Origin of the sequence: Mesorhizobium sp. M0587 (genome assembly GCF_040320945.1) — a bacterium.
Lineage (GTDB): Bacteria > Pseudomonadota > Alphaproteobacteria > Rhizobiales > Rhizobiaceae > Mesorhizobium.
This window is the reverse complement of sequence record NZ_JAMYQP010000011.1, coordinates 19797-38584: the sequence shown is the minus strand read 5'-3', so window position 1 is coordinate 38584 and position 18788 is coordinate 19797. Positions and strand designations below refer to the sequence as shown.

The 18788-nt window shown below is 63.6% G+C and carries 19 protein-coding genes; 6 read left to right on the top strand and 13 right to left on the bottom strand.

Features of this window, described 5'->3' with window-relative positions; translation table 11 throughout:
• The first annotated feature begins 161 nt into the window (after positions 1-161).
• Positions 162-755: a BA14K family protein gene (locus tag NKI49_RS12775; protein WP_352597861.1), complete on the top strand. Its 594-nt coding sequence runs from the start codon at positions 162-164 to the stop codon at positions 753-755.
• A gap of 92 nt (positions 756-847) precedes the next feature.
• Here NKI49_RS12775 and ilvC read toward each other — a convergent pair whose 3' ends face one another.
• The 3 genes from ilvC to NKI49_RS12760 form a co-directional block, all read right to left on the bottom strand.
• Positions 848-1867 carry a ketol-acid reductoisomerase gene (gene ilvC, locus NKI49_RS12770; RefSeq protein ID WP_027025943.1) on the bottom strand — a complete coding sequence of 340 codons (1020 nt, stop codon included), beginning with the start codon at positions 1865-1867 and terminating at the stop codon, positions 848-850.
• A gap of 137 nt (positions 1868-2004) precedes the next feature.
• Complete coding sequence (locus NKI49_RS12765) at positions 2005-2655, bottom strand: TetR/AcrR family transcriptional regulator (protein WP_502899435.1); 651 nt, start codon at positions 2653-2655, stop codon at positions 2005-2007.
• Positions 2656-2799: 144 nt separating this feature from the next.
• Complete coding sequence (locus NKI49_RS12760) at positions 2800-3258, bottom strand: MarR family winged helix-turn-helix transcriptional regulator (protein ID WP_352598051.1); 459 nt, start codon at positions 3256-3258, stop codon at positions 2800-2802.
• A 99-nt stretch (positions 3259-3357) separates the two neighbouring features.
• Between NKI49_RS12760 and NKI49_RS12755 the strand changes: the two genes are divergently transcribed.
• Entirely contained in the window at positions 3358-3663 is a 306-nt protein-coding gene (locus NKI49_RS12755) for a Rieske (2Fe-2S) protein (protein WP_352597859.1), read from the top strand.
• 1 nt (position 3664) lies between these two features.
• Positions 3665-4396 carry a glutathione S-transferase family protein gene (locus NKI49_RS12750; RefSeq protein WP_352597858.1) on the top strand — a complete coding sequence of 244 codons (732 nt, stop codon included), beginning with the start codon at positions 3665-3667 and terminating at the stop codon, positions 4394-4396.
• Here the strand turns inward: NKI49_RS12750 and NKI49_RS12745 are convergent.
• Both NKI49_RS12745 and NKI49_RS12740 read right to left on the bottom strand, forming a co-directional pair.
• On the bottom strand, positions 4344-5609 hold the full coding sequence (locus tag NKI49_RS12745) for an FAD-dependent oxidoreductase (protein ID WP_352597857.1): 1266 nt from the start codon (positions 5607-5609) through the stop codon (positions 4344-4346). The genes NKI49_RS12750 and NKI49_RS12745 overlap by 53 nt on opposite strands.
• A gap of 50 nt (positions 5610-5659) precedes the next feature.
• Positions 5660-6070 carry a winged helix-turn-helix transcriptional regulator gene (locus NKI49_RS12740; protein WP_352597856.1) on the bottom strand — a complete coding sequence of 137 codons (411 nt, stop codon included), beginning with the start codon at positions 6068-6070 and terminating at the stop codon, positions 5660-5662.
• A gap of 135 nt (positions 6071-6205) precedes the next feature.
• Here NKI49_RS12740 and NKI49_RS12735 point away from each other — a divergent pair, with 135 nt between their 5' ends.
• The gene (locus NKI49_RS12735; protein ID WP_352597855.1) at positions 6206-7099 is read left to right on the top strand and encodes an SDR family oxidoreductase; all 894 of its coding nucleotides are present in this window, start codon (positions 6206-6208) and stop codon (positions 7097-7099) included.
• A gap of 126 nt (positions 7100-7225) precedes the next feature.
• Here the strand turns inward: NKI49_RS12735 and NKI49_RS12730 are convergent, their stop codons facing one another.
• A complete protein-coding gene (locus NKI49_RS12730; RefSeq protein WP_352597854.1) occupies positions 7226-9145 on the bottom strand; it encodes a potassium transporter Kup in 1920 nt (639 codons plus the stop codon).
• Between the two features lie 103 nt (positions 9146-9248).
• Positions 9249-9989 carry a pyridoxine 5'-phosphate synthase gene (locus NKI49_RS12725; RefSeq protein ID WP_352597853.1) on the bottom strand — a complete coding sequence of 247 codons (741 nt, stop codon included), beginning with the start codon at positions 9987-9989 and terminating at the stop codon, positions 9249-9251.
• Between the two features lie 161 nt (positions 9990-10150).
• On the opposite strand from NKI49_RS12725, the gene NKI49_RS12720 reads away from it, so the two are divergent.
• Positions 10151-10555, top strand: coding sequence for a SpoIIAA family protein (locus NKI49_RS12720; RefSeq protein ID WP_352597852.1), 405 nt, complete (start codon positions 10151-10153; stop codon positions 10553-10555).
• Positions 10556-10596: 41 nt separating this feature from the next.
• On the opposite strand, the gene NKI49_RS12715 is transcribed toward NKI49_RS12720, so the two are convergent.
• Positions 10597-11724, bottom strand: a complete 1128-nt coding sequence (locus NKI49_RS12715; protein WP_184873422.1) for an ATP-dependent DNA helicase — start codon at positions 11722-11724, stop codon at positions 10597-10599.
• 313 nt (positions 11725-12037) lie between these two features.
• Here NKI49_RS12715 and NKI49_RS12710 point away from each other — a divergent pair, with 313 nt between their 5' ends.
• The gene (locus NKI49_RS12710; protein ID WP_352597851.1) at positions 12038-12337 is read left to right on the top strand and encodes a DUF1330 domain-containing protein; all 300 of its coding nucleotides are present in this window, start codon (positions 12038-12040) and stop codon (positions 12335-12337) included.
• A 24-nt stretch (positions 12338-12361) separates the two neighbouring features.
• On the opposite strand, the gene NKI49_RS12705 is transcribed toward NKI49_RS12710, so the two are convergent.
• From NKI49_RS12705 to NKI49_RS12685, 5 genes are all read right to left on the bottom strand, one after another.
• On the bottom strand, positions 12362-12745 hold the full coding sequence (locus NKI49_RS12705; protein ID WP_352597850.1) for a nitrile hydratase accessory protein: 384 nt from the start codon (positions 12743-12745) through the stop codon (positions 12362-12364).
• The gene (nthB, locus tag NKI49_RS12700; protein ID WP_352597849.1) at positions 12732-13391 is read right to left on the bottom strand and encodes a nitrile hydratase subunit beta; all 660 of its coding nucleotides are present in this window, start codon (positions 13389-13391) and stop codon (positions 12732-12734) included. Before nthB ends, NKI49_RS12705 begins: the two co-directional genes overlap by 14 nt.
• 10 nt (positions 13392-13401) lie before the next feature.
• Complete coding sequence (gene nthA / locus NKI49_RS12695) at positions 13402-14007, bottom strand: nitrile hydratase subunit alpha (RefSeq protein WP_352597848.1); 606 nt, start codon at positions 14005-14007, stop codon at positions 13402-13404.
• A 72-nt stretch (positions 14008-14079) separates the two neighbouring features.
• Positions 14080-17241 carry an efflux RND transporter permease subunit gene (locus NKI49_RS12690; RefSeq protein ID WP_352597847.1) on the bottom strand — a complete coding sequence of 1054 codons (3162 nt, stop codon included), beginning with the start codon at positions 17239-17241 and terminating at the stop codon, positions 14080-14082.
• Positions 17238-18515 (bottom strand): efflux RND transporter periplasmic adaptor subunit, encoded by a 1278-nt coding sequence (locus tag NKI49_RS12685; protein ID WP_352597846.1) that lies wholly within the window; start codon positions 18513-18515, stop codon positions 17238-17240. The genes NKI49_RS12690 and NKI49_RS12685 overlap by 4 nt, the downstream gene beginning before the upstream one ends.
• Between the last annotated feature and the right edge of the window lie 273 nt (positions 18516-18788).

The window sequence follows — 18788 nt, the reverse complement described above, 5'->3', positions numbered from 1 at the left end:
CGGGAGAAAACAAGATCGCAGGATCACAAGCTGCGAGCGTTTGGTCCTGACGGCGTTCGCGCCATCGGAACCTTTCCGTTCATCCGCCGTTCAGACACAAAGATCCACTCTGGCCCATTCCTAGGGTAGGGCGTGGGGCCGGTATCTCTTGGGAGAGTGCAATGAATTCGCTCTTTTCTTCCTCCGTCAAATCCGGACTCATAGCTTTGGGCATCTTCTCCGGCATTACGGCGCCATCCGCCGCCGGGCCGATCCTGCAGCCCGATCTGTCGCTCCCGACCAGCACCGCAGCGCCGGCGGTCACGCCGGTGCGCGAGGACTGGGCCGGCGGCAACGACCGGAGTTTCAGCAACGACTGGAGATGGCGCCGGTCGGGCAACTGGCACCGCGGCAATTGGGATCGCGGTGACTGGAATCGTGGGAATTGGCATCACCGCAGCTGGGATCGTGGCGACTGGAACGGTGGAGACAATTGGCGTTGGCGCCGCCATCATTATCGCGGCCGCTATTACGATGACGCTGCGGGCGCCGCGATCCTCGGCCTCGGCCTGGGGCTCGGCCTCGGCAGCATGTACAACAACTACAATTACTATGAAGCGCCGCCCCGTCGCTACTACCGGCACTACCGTGCCGGCCGGCTTTCGAGCGCCCATGTCCAATGGTGCTACAACCGTTACCGGTCCTATCGCGCCTACGACAACACGTTCCAGCCCTACAACGGTCCGCGCCAGCAGTGCTGGTCGCCCTATAGCTGAGCCGGACCGGCCAGAACTCAGAAAAAACGGCGCCACGTGGCGCCGTTTTGATTTTGCCGTTTGAAGTAGGTCCTTGAAGCTGTGAGCCTCGCTCAGTTCTTGGCCTTGTCGACCAGCTTGTTCTTGGAAATCCACGGCATCATGGCGCGCAGCTTGGCGCCGACTTCCTCGATCTGGTGGCTGTCATTGTTGCGGCGGATGCCCTTGAAGCGCGACATGCCGGCGCGGTATTCCTGCATCCATTCCGAGGTGAATTTTCCGGTCTGGATGTCCTTCAGCACGCGCTTCATCTCGGCCTTGGTCTCGGCGGTGATGATGCGCGGGCCCGAGACATATTCGCCCCATTCGGCGGTGTTCGAGATCGAATAGTTCATGTTGGCGATGCCGCCTTCATAGATCAGGTCGACGATCAGCTTGACCTCGTGCAGGCACTCGAAATAAGCCATCTCAGGCGCATAACCGGCTTCCACCAGCGTCTCGAAGCCGGCGCGGATCAGCTCGACCAGACCGCCGCACAGCACGACCTGCTCGCCGAACAGGTCGGTCTCGCATTCCTCGCGGAAATTGGTCTCGATGATGCCCGACCGGCCACCGCCGACGCCGCAGGCGTAGGAGAGCGCGAGATCCAGCGCGTTGCCCGAGGCGTCCTGGTTGACGGCGACCAGGCACGGCACGCCGCCGCCCTTCTGGTATTCGCCGCGCACCGTATGGCCGGGGCCCTTCGGCGCGATCATGACGACGTCGACAGTCGACTTCGGCTCGATCAGGCCGAAATGCACGTTGAGGCCGTGCGCGAAGGCGATCGCGGCGCCGTCGCGAATGTTCGGCGCAATCTCGTTCTTATAGATGTCGGCCTGCAATTCGTCGGGCGTCGCCATCATCATCAGGTCGGCCCACTTGGCGGCATCCGCCACGCTCATCACCTTGAGGCCGTCGGCCTCGACCTTCTGGGCGGTCGCCGAGCCGGCCTTGAGGCCGATGGCGATCTCCTTGGCGCCCGAATCCTTGAGGTTGAGCGCATGCGCCCTGCCCTGGCTGCCATAGCCGATGATGGCGACCTTCTTGCCCTTGATCAGATTGAGATCGGCATCACGATCGTAATAGACACGCATTTCGTCTTCCTTCCCGTTTATGATCAGAGCACGATGCCGAAAAGTGTGAAGCGGTTTTCGGACGACATCATGCTCTATCTCTTTGATTTAGAGCCGGATTCAGATTTCAGGTCCACTTGACCTGAAATCATCCGGCTCTAAGGGCCTTGCGGTCCGGTTGTTGCTCCGAAAAGAGCGAGAAACTGCTGCGTCGCCCGGGCGGCATCGCCGCCGATCGCCGCATCAGTCAATTCCAGCCGGTCGCCGAGCAGCAGACGGATCTGCACGTCGCGGGCGACCAGCCCGAAAAAGGTGCGGAACGCCGTCTCGGCGTCCGAAAAGTCGAGCAGCCCGGCCCGCCTGCCAGCTTCCAGCACCGGCTTCAACCGCTTGGCCAGCGCGAAGCGGCCGTTTTCGAGCACCACGGCGCCGAGGTTATCCTTGCCGGAACCGGCATGGCCGACCGCCACGCGGTTGAGCGCGATCGAGGTGTCGCTCGAAATCACCTGGAGCCAGTCGGAGGCGAACCGTTCAAGGCTTGCCTTCAACGAGGCAAGATCGAGCCCCTTGCCGTAGACCGACGTCACCCGCACCTTCGAGGCCTGCCACTGCACCGTCGCCGTCAGCAGCCCGTCGCGGCCACCAAACCATTTGTAGAGCGTTTCCTTGGAACAGCTCGCCCGCCGCGCCACCGCGGTCATGGTCAGCTGATCGCCCTCCTCGACCAGCAGGCGCAGTGCTGCATCCAGAACGGCCTTCTGCCGCTCCGTCAGCGCTTCGCTGTTGTCGATTTCGGCGTTTGCCTGCAACACGCTGTTTTCCCGGTCGATGACGGCTGACTGGCTAGCCCAGAGCCGTACCGTACGTTACGGTTCGGCATATTGCGCAATCCGGGGACCAGCGCAAGAGCCCGTGCCGGAAAATCTGCATGCATCGGCATGAAGCCCGTAGTCTCAGTCGTCGACTCGCGGATGACGCAGCCGGTCGAGCAGCGACGAGATCACGCTCAACTCCGCGAACGAAAGCCTGGCCCCGACCAGTTCGGCGATCGAGCGCCCATAGACGGCCCACATCCGGCGGCGCGTCTCACGCCCCTTAGCTGTTATGCGAATGGTTTGCCCGCGCCCGTCATCGGCTACCGGCAGCTTCTCGACCAGGCCGTCGGCCTCGAGCCGGGCCAGCAGCCGCGAGATGTTGTACTGCGCGAACAGAGTGCGCTCGATCAATTGAAACGGCCGCAGCCCGCCCTCGCCCGCCTCGGCGATTTCATGCAGCACATCGTACCAGGCGAGCGGCGGCAGGCCAGCTTCCTTCAGCGCGTCTTCGGCCTGTTCGACGAACTCCCGCGAAACCCGCATCAGGCGGGCCCAGGCCTGGATCGCTTCGGGTGAAGGGGCTGCCTTGTTCATCATGCCGACGAGCATAGGCAATAGATGCAGTTGCATCAAGCTTGACGATAAATGCAATTGCATCTACATATATGCAGCTGCATCAATCTCTTAGGCAATCCGATGAAACACGAAATATGCAAACTCGCCGACATTCCCCAGACGGGCAGCCTGATCGCACCGTTTTTCGGCCGTGAGGTCCATGTCTGGCGCAGCGGCGAGCGAATCCGCGCCGCCGCCAATGTCTGCCTGCATTTCGGCGGGCCGCTCGACTGCAAGGACGGCAGGCTGGTCTGCCAGTGGCACGGCGCCTCCTTCGACATGTCATCAGGCGATCGCCTCGATGGGCCGGCGCCAAAGGGCTCTCGCCTGATGTTCCTGTCGACGCGCGTCGAGAACGACGCCTTGAACTATGTCTGGGGAGAGTGAGATGGCCGGCAAACTCGTTCTCGTCAGCCATCATCTGTGCCCCTACGTCCAGCGCGCGGCGATTTCGCTGGCCGAGAAGGGCGTGCCGTTCGAACGCGTCGACATCGACCTCGCCAACAAGCCGGACTGGTTCAAGGCGATCTCGCCGCTCGGCAAGGTGCCGCTGCTGCGCGTCCAACGAAATGGCGAGGAAACGGTGATCTTCGAATCCGCCGTCATCCTCGAATTCCTCGAAGAGACCGAGACCAATCCTCTCCATCCTGCCGACCCTTATGCCCGCGCCCGGCATCGTGCCTGGATCGAGTACGGCTCGGCCACCCTCAACGCCATCGGCCGGTTTTATTCAGCCTCGACCGAAGCCGGCTTCCTTGCCGAATCCGGCGCGCTGTCGGAAATGTTCGATCGTCTTGAGACCGAATTGGCGTGCGAAACTGGCCGGACTGGACCGTGGTTCGCAGGCGAGCGCTTCTCGCTCGTCGACGCAGTCTACGGCCCGATCTTCCGTTACTTCGATACCTTCGACCGGATTGGCGATTTCGGCATCCTGGACGGTAAGCCGCTCGTCCGGGCATGGCGCCAGGCATTGAGTGAACGCCCCTCGATCAAGCACGCGGTGGCGCAGGACTATCCACAGCGCCTGCATGCCTTCCTGCGGGCGAAGGGATCGTATCTTTCGACGGTCATTGGCCAATACGAGCTGGCCAACGCGCCTCGGTCAGCCCGATCCGTCTGAATGGATCGATCACCGTGCCTGCCACCATCGAGGCCAGGAACTGCGGCGCCGGCGGGATTTTTGCCACCGTAGCCACCAGCCTGTCGCGGATGAAGGGCAGCGCCACGGAATCCGACTGGTAGAACGGCGTGAACGCCAGCGACAGCGCCTGGAAGACACCCACATGCCAGCGCCGCGCCTTTGCGTAGGTTTCAAGCGCCGCTTCCACGCTCTTCGTGCGGGCCAGGGCGTGGCTGAGTGCCGCCGCATCCAGCAGCGCCATGTTCGCCTCCTGCCCGAGCTGCGGACTGGTCGAATGCGCCGCGTCGCCGATGATCGCCAGCCGCCTTCCAACCGGAAGCTTCATCGTGTGATGGCCATAGCGCGCCAGCGAAAGCTGGTCGAAACTGTCGATCTGGCTGGTGAACGCCTCGCTCTGCGGCCATAGCCGGACCAGCCTCTCCTTCCAGGCGTCGAGGCCCTGGGCGCGCACTGCGTCGGCATCTGCTGGCTTGAGGCTCCAGAAGAAGGCCGCCATCTTTTCGGCACCTGGCTCCGGCCGGCCGATCGGCAGCACGCCGATCATCACGCTGGCCTTGTCGTAGCGCTGTGAGAGCGCGTGCTCGTCGAAGCCTTCGCCGCGCCAGCCAAGCGACGCCCAGAACGCGCCATAGGCGAGTGGGCGGGGCGCGGCTGGATTGCCGGCGCATTGCCGCAGTTTCGAGCGCGAGCCGCTGGCGTCGACGACGAGATCGAATGGCCCCGCCCTTCGGCCATTGCCACGGATCAACGTGGCCCGCTCGCCCCCCTCCACGGTGTCGATTTCGACGCCGGTCTCGATGGGGATCGCCTCGCGCTGCGCGGCGCGAAAGAGCACGCCGAACAGGGCCGCCCGGTGCACCGCCAGGCCGAAACGGCCGTCGCGCTGGGCGTCATAGCGGACATCGAGAACGGTGCGGCCGGTCGAGGCGTCGGCGCCATGCAATCGGTCGATGCGGCTGCCCAGCGCCAGCACGTCGTCGAGCAGGCCAAGATCGGCCAGCACCGTCAACCCGGTCGGCTGCAGGATCAGGCCGGAGCCGACCGGCCTCGGCTCCTCGAAGCGCTCGAACACGGTCACCCGATGCCCGGCGCGCTTGAGATAGAGCGCCATGGCAAGCCCCGCCGGGCCGGCGCCCGCAATTGCGATATCGTAGGAAATGCGGATGCCCCCAAGCCGAACTGGCCGGGACAATCCTTCAGCCGCCCGGTGAAATCAAGCCACGCCTCCCGGCCTTGTCAGGCTCAAGCCTGGGCGGCATCGAAACCGGCGCGCGCCTCGCGCACCGCGTCATGATTGAGCTCGGCCCACAAGATCAGCTGGTGCAAGGCACCGAACATCGAATGTCCGAGATCGGTCAGGCTGTATTCGACGCTCGGCGGCTTGGTCGGGAACACTTCGCGATGCACATAACCGTCGCGCTGCAAATCATAGAGCGTTTGCGTCAGCATGCGTTGTGAGATGTCCGGCACCAGCCTGCGCAATTCTCCGAAGCGGTAAGGCCTTTCGGCCAGCGCCATCATCAGCAGCGAACTCCATTTGCCGCTCACCCCCTGGATGACGTCGCGGACCGGGCAATTGGAAAAATTGCCGCCGCCTGAAATGGCCTTGTAGACCTCCATCTTCGTTCTGAGATTGACGATCTTGCTGTCCACGGCTGGTTCCCTGGCTGTGCCTACCTCCCGAAAAACTGCCTTCTTTACGGCCATGGGTCAAATCCTATTTTAGTGCTGGTCTCTTTTTGAGACCGGCACTCGAACCGCGCTTCCGGCGCAATGTTGGGATTCTCCATGACCGCAACCCTTCTCGTCACCGGCGCTTCCGGCCAGCTCGGCCGCGGCGTCATTCATCATTTGCTGGACTCACTCGAGGTTCCGCCTCAACGAATCATCGCCACCACCCGCAATCCGGAAAACCTTGCCGAGCTGGCGGCGCGCGGCGTTACCATCAGGGCCGCCGACTTCGACGACACCGCATCGCTGGAGGCTGCATTCAAGGGCGCCGACAGGGTGCTGATCATCTCGACTGGAGAGATTGACCTGCTTCACGGCAAGCGCCTGAGGCAGCATGAGAACGCGGTCGCCGCCGCGAAGAAGGCCGGCGTCGGCCATCTTCTCTATACCTCGATGCCCAACCCCGAACCGGTTTCACCGGTGCTGTTCGCCAACGATCATTACGGCACCGAGCAGGCGATCGAGGCGAGCGGCATCCCCTATACGATCTTCCGCAACGGCTGGTATCAGGAGAACCTGTTCATGGCGCTGCCCCATGCGATCGCCTCGGGACAGTGGTACACGTCCGCCGGCGACGGCCGCGTTGCCCATGGCGCGCGCGACGACATGGCCGCCGCGATCGCCGCCGGCCTCGCTTCCGGCTCGACCGACAGCAAAACCTACACGCTGACTGGCCCGCAAGCGTATACGACGGCCGAGATCGCGGCCCTCGTCAGCGAAGTCACGGGCAAGCCGCTCGATGTCGTGCAAGTTCCGGACGAAGCCCTGACCGAAGGGGTGAAGGCGGCTGGCATCCCCGAGGACTTCGCCCGCATCATCGTTTCCTTCGACGCCAACACGCGTTCCGGCCGGATCGGCATGGTTACCGACGCGGTCGAGACGCTTTCCGGCCGAAAGTCAAAAACCCTGAAGCAGTTCCTGGAGGCCAACAAGGCCGCCCTGGCCGGTTGAGGCGACTTTCCGGTGTGACAGAGCGCCACCGGCGAAACTGCCAATCTCCCCCTTGTGGGGAGATGTCCGGCAGGACAGAGGGGGGCGCGAAGGAACGCGGCCGAACAGCCTTTGTTCCGCCCGCTGTTAAATGGCCACCTGCGTACCGATCTCTACCACACGGCCGGTCGGGATCTGGAAATATTCGGTCGCATCCGCCGCCGTGCGCGCCAGGCCGATGAACAACCGGTCCTGCCACACCGGCATGCCGGAATTGGGCGAGGCCTTGAGCGAGCGCCGCGACAGGAAGAAGGACGTCGTCATGATGTCGAACTTCCAGCCCTGCTTGCGGCAGATCGCCAGCGCGCGCGGAATGTTGGGCTGCTCCATATAGCCGAAGGTCAGCGTCACCCGCATGAACAGCTCGTTGACCGTCTCCATCTTGACGCGGTCGCTGTCGGGCACCACCGGCTGCGGCGCGGTCACCACCGAAAGGATTACGTTCTGCTCGTGCAGCACCTTGTAGTGCTTCAGGCTGTGCATCAGCGCGGTCGGCGCGCTGAGCGGATCGCTGGTCAGGAACACGGCGGTTCCGGACACCAGCTGCGGCTTCTTCTTCAGCAAATTGCCGGCGAGGAAATCGAGCGGGATCTCATTGCGGCGGGTCTTGTCGAACAGATAGCGGCTGCCGCGCACCCAGGTCCACATGGCCAGCACGATGGTGACGGCCACCGCCAGCGAGGCCCAGCCGCCCTCGAACACCTTGACGATGTTGGAGGCAAAGAAGCCGATATCGATGAACAGGAACAGCGCCGTCAGCGCGATTGCCGGCCAGAGATTCCATTTCCAGATGCGCGTCATGATGACGAAGAGCAGGGTCGTCGTTACCAACATGTTGCCGGTCACCGAGATGCCATAGGCCGAGGCCAGCCTGCTGGACTCGCCGAAGCCGACCACCAGCAGCATCACCACCAACGCCAGCAACAGGTTGACGCGCGGCATGTAGATCTGGCCGGACTGTTTTTCCGACGTATGCAGGATTTCGAGCCGCGGCAGCATGTTGAGCTGCACCGCCTGCCTTGTCAGCGAGAAGGCACCCGATATCACCGCCTGGCTGGCGATGACCGTCGCAGCAGTCGCCAGCACGACCATGGGAATCAGAGCCCAGCCCCCGTTCATCTCGAAGAACGGATGGCCGACGACCCCGCCATTGGCCAGCACGAAGGCGCCCTGCCCGGCATAATTGAGCAGCAGGCAAGGGAACACGATCGCCAGCCAGGCGAGCACGATCGGCTTGCGGCCGAAATGGCCGAGATCGGCATAGAGTGCTTCTGCGCCGGTGACGGCGAGGAAGACCGCGCCGACCGTAACGAAAGCCACGTCAGGCGAATTGATCAGAAAGGCGGCGATGTAGTGCGGGCTGATCGCCCACAAGATTTCCGGGTCGGCGATGATGTGGTTGAGGCCGGAAAGACCAATGGCGAGGAACCACACCGCGGTCACCGGGCCGAATACCAAGCCGACGCCACCCGTACCGAACCGCTGCACCGCGAACAATATGGCAAGAATAACCAATGTCAGCGGTACCACATAAGGCTGGAAGGTGGGCGTGACGACATTCATGCCCTCGACCGCCGACAGCACCGAAATGGCCGGCGTGATGACGGCGTCGCCGAAAAACAGCGAGGCACCGACGATGCCGATGGCGAGAATGATCGCCGACCGCTTTGCGAAGCTGCCGCGCGCCAGCGCCATCAGCGACAGCACGCCACCCTCGCCGCGGTTATCCGCGCGCAGCACGAACATGATATATTTTACAGTAACCGTGATCGTCAGCGACCAGATGATCAGCGACAGCACGCCGAGGATGTCGCCACGATCGGCGACATTGCCGCCAGACGAGGCGTGCAATGCCTCGCGGAAGGCGTAGATCGGGCTGGTGCCGATATCACCATAGACGACGCCGAGCGCCCCCAGCATCAGCACCTTGGTGCTGTGCTGCTCGATTTCAGGGTGGCTCGATTGATCTACGGTTTCTGCCTCACTACCAGCATTGGTAAGGGCCATGAACGACACTCCGATAAGCGCGCGGTGCTCTACGCTTGCTGCGATGCAATATCAAGTACCGTCACGTTATGGCTGCCATGCTTGCCAAGCTTGGCTGCCACCATCACCATCCGCAGGCCCTGAGAAACCGACCCACCGTGCCCGCCATGCCATACTCCAACGCGTCGGCTGTCAACCCGTGTCCGATCGACACTTCGGCCAATGCCGGAATGCGCTTTGCCAGCGCGGGCAGATTGCCCACCGTCAGATCGTGCCCGGCATTGACCCCAAGGCCGGCGGCCAGTGCCGCGTCTGCGGTTTTTCCCAGTCTTTCCAGCTCCTTGGCCGCCTTGGCGGAATCGGAATGATAACTGCCATAGGGGCCGGTGTAGAGCTCTACGCGGTCGGCGCCGATGTCGCGCGCGGCGGCAATTCCGGCGGGATCCGCGTCGGAAAACAGCGACACCCTGAAACCACCCTTCTTCAGCCGCCTGACGACCGGTGTCAGAAACGCGGCGTCGGCGACAAAGTTCCAGCCGTGGTCTGAGGTTGCTTGCGCAGGATCGTCGGGCACCAGCGTCACCTGTTCCGGCTGGTTTTTTTCCACAAGCGCCAGGAACGCCTCGGTCGGGTAACCCTCGATGTTGAACTCCGCCTGCGGGAACTCATCATCGATCAGCGCCCTGATCTCGGGCAGATCGGAATGGCGCGTGTGGCGCTCGTCCGGGCGCGGATGGACCGTCAGCCCATGGGCTCCAGCCGCCAGGGCAAGCCGTCCAATCCCGGTCACGCTCGGCCACGGCAGGTCGCGCCGGTTGCGCAGCATGGCGATGGCGTTGAGATTGACGGAAAGCTTTGCGGGCATGGCCTGGTGTCCGTGAAATCAGGGATTCGAGCCGCGCCACGCCATTGGTTGGGACGCGGCGCGCGTGAGACCGGGCATCTATAGCGTCTTTGACGGGAACAGATAGGGGGTTTCCGGTGTTCCAGAAGGGCAGAGGTGTTCCGCGAGAGGAGGCATCCACCGTGAATTTCCTCCAATCCGTGCCGGCGATCCGCCGCATCGACACTGATCGCGACGATCTTTTCGCCATCGAAGTGGTTGGTCATGTCTCGGCGGCCGATGCGGAGAACCTGTTCGGCCTGCTCGAGGCGGCCTATGCGCTCCATCCGCGAATCGATATGGCCGTGCGCCTTGTCGACCATGACGGCGTCGACTGGGCCGACATCCGAGACGAGACCCTGAGACAAGGTGTGGTCCATGCGCTGAAACATATAGGCCGCTGCGCGGCGATCGGTTCTCCGGACTGGACGGTGGAGGCACGGCAGACCCTGTCCCCTTCATCGCCTGTCGAATTCAGGCATTTCACCATCGAAGATGAAGCCGCCGCCTGGAAATGGCTCGGCGCCCGACCGGCCGAAGCGCGATGACGGCCAGGCCTTGGTGCCAAGATTAGCGCCCCTGCCTGCCCTTATCTGACAATCGTCAGCCGCTCGGCGGCACGGGTGATCGCGGTGTAAAGCCAGCGCTGGCGGGTTTCCTTGAAGGCCCAGCTTTCATCGAACAGAACGATCTCGTTCCACTGCGAGCCCTGCGCCTTGTGCACGGTCAGTGCGTAGCCATAGTCGAAATCGTCGAAGCGTTTCTTCTGCTGCCAGGGGATGTCGGCGTCCGGATCCTCGAAGGCGGCCTTGAGCAGCTTGATCTTGGCGACGCCGCGGTCCGGATCGTCCTCCTCGGGCGACACCAGAAGATTGATGCCGGGCTTGACCGTCTCGCGCGACGAGGTCATCACCTTCCACAGCGAGCCGTTGAGCAGACCCTTGGCCGGATCGTTGCGCAGGCAGACCAGCTTGTCGCCGGCTTGCGGATAGTCGGCGTTGAACCCTTTGAGCTCGCGCAGGCGCTGATTGTAGCGGCGGCGCGTGCGGTTGGTGCCGACCAGCACCTGGTCGGCCTTCAAAACCAGTTCCTGGGTGACGTCTTCCTTGCCGATCACCTGCGCCGTGCCATAGTCGCCGCGCATGAATTCGCGTCCCTCGCGCACATCGAGCGCCAGCCGCAGGATCGGATTGTCGCGCGCCTGGCGGTGGATTTCGGTCAGCAGGAAGTCCGGCTCGTGGTCGGTGAAGAAGCCGCCGCCCGAGATCGGCGGCAACTGGCCGGGGTCGCCCAGAACCAGGATCGGTGTGCCGAAACTCATCAGGTCGCGGCCGAGTTGCTCGTCGACCATCGAGCACTCGTCGATGACGACCAGTTTCGCACGCGATATCGGGCTCTGCCGGTTGAGCGAAAAGGTCGGCGACATCGAAGTCTTGCCGGTCACCTCGTCCGATACTGATTCCTCGCCCTTCGGCCGGTAGATCAGTGAATGGATGGTGCGGGCATTGACCGCGCCCTTGGAGCGCAGCACCTGTGCCGCTTTGCCGGTGAAGGCGGCGAACTGCACCTGGCCGTCGACATGTTCGGCGAAATAGCGCGCCAGCGTCGTCTTGCCCGTGCCGGCATAACCGAACAGCCGGAACAACTGCGGCTTGCCGGTCTTGAGCCAGCGGGCGACCGCTTGCAGCGCCTCGTCCTGTTGGGGAGAGAATTCCATCAGCGCGAGAAACCGGATTCGCAAGAGAAAGACAAGATAGGTGCCACCATCGACCAGTCGGAGGTGCCTCGCTGCCGCCGGCAGGTCAGGCTATCAGATAGGCAATGCCGAGCCGATGAGGAACAAAACGAGTGATCTGACGGGACGAAAAACCCGACAGGCGTCAAGCTGAAATGACACCGGCCCGCCGGATGAAAGAGTGAGCTGTCATAGGTCACGTCGCTATTTCCCCTACGCCTGGATAATACCTCTTGCTTAATTGCATGATCGCTAATGTGCGTGCTTCAATGCCTCTCTTCATGGAGGTAAGGGCATGGCAGCATACCTTATTGCCGATGTAGACATAACCGACGCCGCCGTTTTCGAGGAATACCGCCGGGATGTGCCCGCGACCGAAGCGCGCTACGGGGGAAGGTACATCGCTCGAGGTGGAGCCACCAAGGTGTTGGAGGGCGATTGGGAACCTCATCGCCTGGTCATTGTCGAGTTCCCAGACATGGCTTCCCTCTTGGCATGGTACGACTCTCCGGAATACGGACGGCTCAAAGCTATCCGCGAACGCTGCGCCAAGACGAGGATCATTGCTTTGGAAGGCATGATGCCCTCCGGCTAGATGGCCGGATTGCCAAAAATGAGATCAAGTCATCTGGTCATGGCCCTGACCGGTCGGCCCGGGATCGTTCTCCAGCAGGATCGGCTTGCCATGCGGCGTGGCATGCGCCGCCCGCTCCCAGGCCGCCGCCATGGCATCGACGTCAGGTCTGGCGGCCAGCCCCTTGGAGGCAAGCAGGCCTTCCAGCGCCGCCAGCCAGTGCTCGTAATAGTCATGGCCGTCGGAAGCGGCGCCCGGCTTCGTCACCTGCGCCGAGAGCGCCTGTGCCCACTCGCTCCAGGAAAACAGGCCCTTGTCGTGCAGCGCCACGGTCATGGCGAAGGCTTCGGCCTGCCAGGGCTCGGCGAAGACAGGCGCATCGACACCCGCCGGCAATTCGGCGGCGCCGTTCACCTCATGCGGGCGCAAGATAGCTCTCCCAGGCGTCGATCGACACGGTCAGCGTCGGGTCGGCGCCCTCGCCCCAGATCTCCGCCCCGTCGAACACCACGGTGTAGACCCATTGCGGATTCTCGCCTTGTCCATGCGCGTTGCTGTCGGGAAAGACGAAGCCGTCGCGCACCGCCTCGATCTTTCCATGCTTGCCGCGCGCATAGCGTGGCAGCCTGGTGTGGCCGGTCGGGTTGAAGTTCTTGGTCCTTACGCAATCGCCGGCCTTGAATCGCGCCGGCGTCGAAATGGGCCTGTCGCAAGGCCCGCCTTTGGCCAGCACCGCCGGCACGTTTTCCGCCGTCAGCACCCGCTTTGGCGTTGCCGCTGGATCGATCGCCTCGCCTGCCCTGAGATCGCGCTCGCTGACGAAGTCATGCCGCGTGAGCAGCACCTCCAGCGCCTTGATCCAGATTTCGTAATAGCTGGAGCCATAATAGTCGGCCGGATGCAGCGATTCCCGCGCATGCCGGCTTTCATCGATGTTCCATGCTCCCATGGCGCCGGCGCAGAGCGTCACGCCAAGCGCGCGTCGTTCCCATGCGGCATGGAAATACGGCTCGTCCTTTTCGGGCGCCACCGGGCCGAAGCCCATCTGCCCGCCGAGATCCTGCGGCCCGTTCATGCCGGTTCCCCTATTCCGGTACTTTGGCCAGCGCCGTGCCGATCATCGCATCGCGGCTCACCAGTTCGGCCAGCCGCTCCTCGCTCCAGCCTTCGGTGCCGTCCGGCCGCATCGGCACGACGAGATAGCGCAGTTCCGCGGTCGAATCCCATACGCGTATTTTCGTGCCGGCCGGCAGCGTCAGCCCGAACTCTTCCAGTACCCCACGCGGATCGATCACCGCGCGCGACCGATAGGGCGGCGCCTTGTACCAGACCGGCGGCAGGCCGAGCACGGACCATGGATAGCAGGAGCACAGCGTACAGACGACGAGATTGTGGGTGTCCCTGGTGTTGAAAACCGCCTGCATGTGCTCGCCTTGACGACCCGCGTAGCCGAGCGAGCCGAGCGCCGACGTCGCATCGCTTTTCAGCCAGTCGGCGAATACCGGGTCGGCCCACGCTTTCGCCACCACCCTGGCGCCGTTGCGCGGACCGATCTTGGTTTCGTAGGTGTCGACGATGACGTCGATCGCGGCCGGGTCGATCAAACCCTTCTGGGTGAGGATGGTCTCCAGCGCGCGCACGCGTGCGGCAAACGGATCGAGCTCGTTGTCGTGGTCATGATCGTGGGACATGACTGCAAACTACGGTTCCAACCCGCCGGCCGCAAGCATCACGGCTTGGGCCAGTTGGCCGTCGCCCGCCGCTTACTCGGCGGCCGCTTTTTGCGGTTCACCCGGCATGTCGTCGCCGGCATCGAACAGCGAGGGCTGGTCCCCGGCTTCGACCAGGTGCAGCTCGCCCTTTCGTTTCGGCAACAGCCCGAGCAGCCAGCCGGAGAAATGCTCCATGTAGACATAGATCACCGGCGTGACGAACAGGGTCAGTGCCTGCGAGGCGACGAGGCCGCCGACCACGGCCACGCCCAGAGGTTGGCGCAATTCGGCGCTGGCGCCGGTGCCGAGCGCGATCGGGATCGTCCCCATCAGCGCCGCCAGCGTCGTCATCATGATCGGGCGGAAACGCATGATGCAGGCCTTGTGGATGGACTCGATCGGCGACATGCCCTCTCGTCGCAATTCGAGCGCGACGTCGATCATCATGATGCCGTTCTTCTTGACGATGCCGATCAGCATCAGGATGCCGATGACGGCGATTACCGACAGGTCCATTCCCGCCAGCCGCAAGGCCACCAGCGCGCCGAGCACCGCCGAAGGCAGGCCGGTCAGGATGGTGAGCGGATGGATGAAGCTCTCATAGAGGATGCCGAGCACGATATAGATGGTCAGGATCGCGCCACCGATCAGCAGGCCCTGGTTGGCCAGCGAATCCTGGAATGTCTTGGCGGTGCCGGCGAAGGTGGTCGAGATCGCCGTCGGCATGCCGATCTTGTCCTTCAGCGCGTTGATCTCCGTCACGCTGTCGCCCAGCGCGACACCTTGCGGCAAATTGTACGAGATGGTCACCGCCGGCAGCTGTCCGAGCTGGTTGATGGTCAGCGCGCCGGCGGTCCGATCGACATGGGCAAAGGCGCCGAGCGGTACCAGGCTGCCGCTGGCGGTCCGCACCTGGATGGCCAGCATCCGTTCCGGCGACCAGGCGACCTTGGGATCGAGCTCCATGACAACCTGGTAGCTGTCGGCGGAGCCGAAGATCGTCGAAACCTGCTCGGTGCCAAACCCGCCATAGAGGCTGGAGCGCAACGTATCGGTATCGATGCCGAGCGTCGCCGCCTTGTCGCGGTCGACGACCAGCGTCGCCTGCAAGGCATTGTTCTGCAGGTCGCTGGTGACGTCGGTGAAGAACGCGTGGTCGGTCGCCATTTCGTCGTTAAGCTTCTGCGCCCAGATATCGGTCTGCCCGGTGTCCAGCCCCTGCACCACCAGCTGGTAGGCGCTGGCCGACGACCGGGCGCCGAGGCGCAGGTTCTGCACCGGCTGCATGTAGGTCTCGATCCCCGCGACGCCGGCCAGTTGCCGCCTCAGATCCGAAAGCACCTTCTCGATGTCGGGCCGCTGGTCCTTGCCCTTCAGCTGGACGAAGAGCTGCCCCTGGTTGAGCGCGTTGTTGCCGCTGCCCGCCGACCACGCCACATGGTCCACATAGGGCGAATGGGAGAAGACATTGGCCACCTGCCCTTGCAGCTTCGCCATGGCGTCGAACGAGATGTCCTGGCGGGCGATCGTCGTCACCGAGATCTGGCCGATATCCTCCTGCGGGAAGAAGCCCTTCGGCGAGACCTGGATCAGCCAGACCGACGCTGCCGCGGTCCCGACGAAGACGAGGAACACCAGGAATGTGTGCCGCAGGCAGAAGCTCAAGATCCAGTCATAGCCGCGCGTGAAGAGATCGTGCTTGCGGCTTTCGCCGTGAGCCTCGCGGTCCGCCTTCGACACCGACAGCAGCCGCGAGCACAGCATCGGCGTCAGTGTCAGCGAGACGAACATCGACGCCAGGATGGCGACCGTCACCACGACAGCGAACTCGTTGAAGATGCGTCCGATCACGCCGCCCATCAAAAGCACCGGGATGAACACCGCCACCAGCGAGATCGAGATCGAGATGATGGTGAAGCCGATTTCGCGCGCGCCCTTGAGCGACGCATCGAAGGCCGGCAGCCCCTCTTCTTCCATGTGACGGAAGATGTTTTCGAGCATGACGATGGCGTCGTCGACGACCAGGCCGACCGCCAGCGTCAATCCCATCAGGGAGATGTTGTCGATGGAAAAGCCGAACAGGAACATGGCGCCGAGCGTGGCGATCAGCGAGATCGGCACGGCCACGGCCGGGATGATCGTTGCCGTGACACGGCGCAGGAACACGAAGATCACCATCACCACCAGCGCAATGGTCAACAGCAGCGTGAACTGCACGTCGTCGACGGCGGCGCGGATCGAGGTCGAGCGGTCGTTGAGCAGCTTGATGCTGGCGGCGGCGGGCATCTGGTCCTGGAAGGACGGCAGCATCGCCTTGACCTTGTCGACGACGTCGACCGTGTTGGCGTCGGGTTGGCGCTGCACCGCCATGATGATCGCGCGGGTACCATCGTACCAGCTTGCGGTCGTGGTCGTTTGCACCGAATTGATGACGCGCGTGACCTCGCCAAGCCGCACCGGATGGCCGTTCTTGGTGGCGATGATGAGATTGGAAAATCCGGCGGCGTCGGTTAGCTGCGTGTTGGCGGTGATGGTCAGCTGCTGGCGGCTGTTCTGCAGCACGCCGAGCGGCGTATTGCTGTTGGCGGACGCGATCGCCGCCTGCAGCTGGTCGATAGAGATGCCGCGCGCGGCCAGCGCCGTCGGGTCGATCTGGATGCGCACGGCGTATTTCTGCTGGCCGAAGATCGATACTTGCGCGACGCCGTCGATCGTCGACAGCGACGGCGAGATCACGTTCTCGGCAAAGGCGTCGAGATCGGTCAGCGGAACCGTGTCGCTGACCAGCGACATCAACAGGATCGGCGCGTCGGCGGGATTGACCTTGCGGTAGCTTGGCGGGCTCGTCATCTCCGGCGGCAGCGATCTCTGCGTTCGCGCGATGGCGGCCTGCACATCCGCCGCGGCCGCGTCGATATCGCGGTTGAGCACGAACTGGATGGCGATCGACGTCGAGCCGAGCGAGTTGGTGGTCGAGATCGAATCGATGCCGGCGATGGTGGCGAACTGCTTGATCAGCGGCGTCGCCACCGAGGTCGCCATGGTTTCGGGCGAAGCGCCGGCCAGTTGCGCCGACACGTTGACCACAGGAAATTCGGCGCTCGGCAGCGCCGCCACCGGCAGGAACTTGTATGCGAACAGCCCGCCCAGCACGAGGGCGAACGACATCAGAAGGGTGGCGACGGGCCTGCGGATGCAGAACTCGGAGATCATCGGCTCGCCTCGCCGGCCCTGTCGGCTTGCGCGACCTTGGGCGAGGCCTGTTCGCCGGAGCCGGCCGCCGCCTTGCCTTCATGCACCGCGGCGCCGTTCTTCAGCCGTGTCTGGCCTTCGACGACGACCTTTTCGCCGCTTTTCAGACCGTCGCTGATGGCGCTGTTTTCACCCTCGGTGACCGCCACCTGCACCGGCCGCATCTCGACCGTATTGTCCGGCTTGACCACGTAGACGAACGGCCCCTTCTGGCTGGGCTGCACCGCGACCGTGGGAACCGAAGTCATCTGCGGCATGATGCCGGCGTCGAGCACCACATTCACATACTGGCCCGGCCACAGCGAAAGATCGGCGTTCGGTATGCTGGCTCTGGTGGCGATGGTGCCGGAAGCGGTGTCGACGCTGGAATCGACGAAATCGAGCGTGCCCTTGCCGATCGGCGTCGGGTCGCCATCCTTGGTCAGCGTCACCGCCCCTTGCTGCGGATTTGCAAGCGCCTTGTGCAGCAGCGCAAGATTGCTTTCCGGCAGGTTGAAGTTCACCTGCAGCGGATCCACCTGGGTGATGGTGACCAGCGGCGTCGACGTGCTGCTGCCGTTGCTGGTGGTGACGAGATCGCCGACCGCGACGCTGACGGCGCCCAGCCTGCCGGCAATCGGCGCCTTGATGGTGGCGTAGCTCAGCTGGACCGTGTCGGCATCGATCGTCGCCCTGTCGGCATCGGCCGTTGCCGCGGCCGCCTTCTGCGCGGCGACCGCCTGATCGTAGGTCTGCTGCGTGCCGGCCTGCTTGGCCACGAGATCCTTGGCGCGCTGAAGATCCGCCGCCGCACTTGCCAGCAAGGCCTGGTCCTTGGCCAGCGTCGCCTGGTCCTTGGCAAGTTGTGCCTTCAGCGCGCGGTCGTCGAGCGAGAACAGGATATCCCCGGCCTTCACCATCTGCCCGTCCTTGACGTCGATCGACATGATCTGGCTGGAGACCCGCGCGTTGATGTTGACCACCGCCGGTGAGGAAACGAAGCCGATGGCATAGCGCCGGATCGGGAAGTCGGCCGTCGTCGCGGTAGCGGAGACGATCGAGGCCGAGCGGGCGCCATTGCCGCCGCCCGCCTGCTTGCCCGCCGCCGGCGTGCCCGACGCCGGTTTATCCGACGCCGCGACCTGTCTTGCGCCGATGATCTGCTGAACCTTGTTCAGGGCGTCGGGTGACAGATAGAGCCAGGCCGCGCCCAGGCAGGCGACCCCAAGCAATGAAAGAATGACTTTTCCACGCATCGTCAAGGATCCTCTCCATCGACACGCCGTAGCCAGGTGGTCGCATTCTAGCTCGTTCCGGGGCGCCCGGCCGCGATTTCGCCGAATAGATAGAACACGCCTTGGGCGGAAAAGGGCCAAAACACGGCATTACGAAGATTTAATGTGCACTGCACAATGGATGGGCAACACCTGCCGACAAGACACGTTGCGGCGTCGTGAAAGGCGATCCCGCGCTTGGCCAAGCCCTCAACCAGACCAGCTTAGACGCGTCGTGCCCTGAGTGAGGGGCGA

Excerpts from the sequence above, each read along its gene's own strand:
- NKI49_RS12775 (WP_352597861.1), top strand. The coding sequence starts at position 162 with ATGAATTCGCTCTTTTCTTCCTCCGTCAAATCCGGACTCATAGCTTTG.
- ilvC (WP_027025943.1), bottom strand. The coding sequence starts at position 1,867 with ATGCGTGTCTATTACGATCGTGATGCCGATCTCAATCTGATCAAGGGC.
- NKI49_RS12760 (WP_352598051.1), bottom strand. The coding sequence starts at position 3,258 with ATGATGAACAAGGCAGCCCCTTCACCCGAAGCGATCCAGGCCTGGGCC.
- NKI49_RS12755 (WP_352597859.1), top strand. The coding sequence starts at position 3,358 with ATGAAACACGAAATATGCAAACTCGCCGACATTCCCCAGACGGGCAGC.
- NKI49_RS12750 (WP_352597858.1), top strand. The coding sequence starts at position 3,665 with ATGGCCGGCAAACTCGTTCTCGTCAGCCATCATCTGTGCCCCTACGTC.
- NKI49_RS12735 (WP_352597855.1), top strand. The coding sequence starts at position 6,206 with ATGACCGCAACCCTTCTCGTCACCGGCGCTTCCGGCCAGCTCGGCCGC.
- NKI49_RS12730 (WP_352597854.1), bottom strand. The coding sequence starts at position 9,145 with ATGGCCCTTACCAATGCTGGTAGTGAGGCAGAAACCGTAGATCAATCG.
- NKI49_RS12725 (WP_352597853.1), bottom strand. The coding sequence starts at position 9,989 with ATGCCCGCAAAGCTTTCCGTCAATCTCAACGCCATCGCCATGCTGCGC.
- NKI49_RS12715 (WP_184873422.1), bottom strand. The coding sequence starts at position 11,724 with ATGGAATTCTCTCCCCAACAGGACGAGGCGCTGCAAGCGGTCGCCCGC.
- NKI49_RS12710 (WP_352597851.1), top strand. The coding sequence starts at position 12,038 with ATGGCAGCATACCTTATTGCCGATGTAGACATAACCGACGCCGCCGTT.
- nthB (WP_352597849.1), bottom strand. The coding sequence starts at position 13,391 with ATGAACGGGCCGCAGGATCTCGGCGGGCAGATGGGCTTCGGCCCGGTG.
- nthA (WP_352597848.1), bottom strand. The coding sequence starts at position 14,007 with ATGTCCCACGATCATGACCACGACAACGAGCTCGATCCGTTTGCCGCA.
- NKI49_RS12690 (WP_352597847.1), bottom strand. The coding sequence starts at position 17,241 with ATGATCTCCGAGTTCTGCATCCGCAGGCCCGTCGCCACCCTTCTGATG.
- NKI49_RS12685 (WP_352597846.1), bottom strand. The coding sequence starts at position 18,515 with ATGCGTGGAAAAGTCATTCTTTCATTGCTTGGGGTCGCCTGCCTGGGC.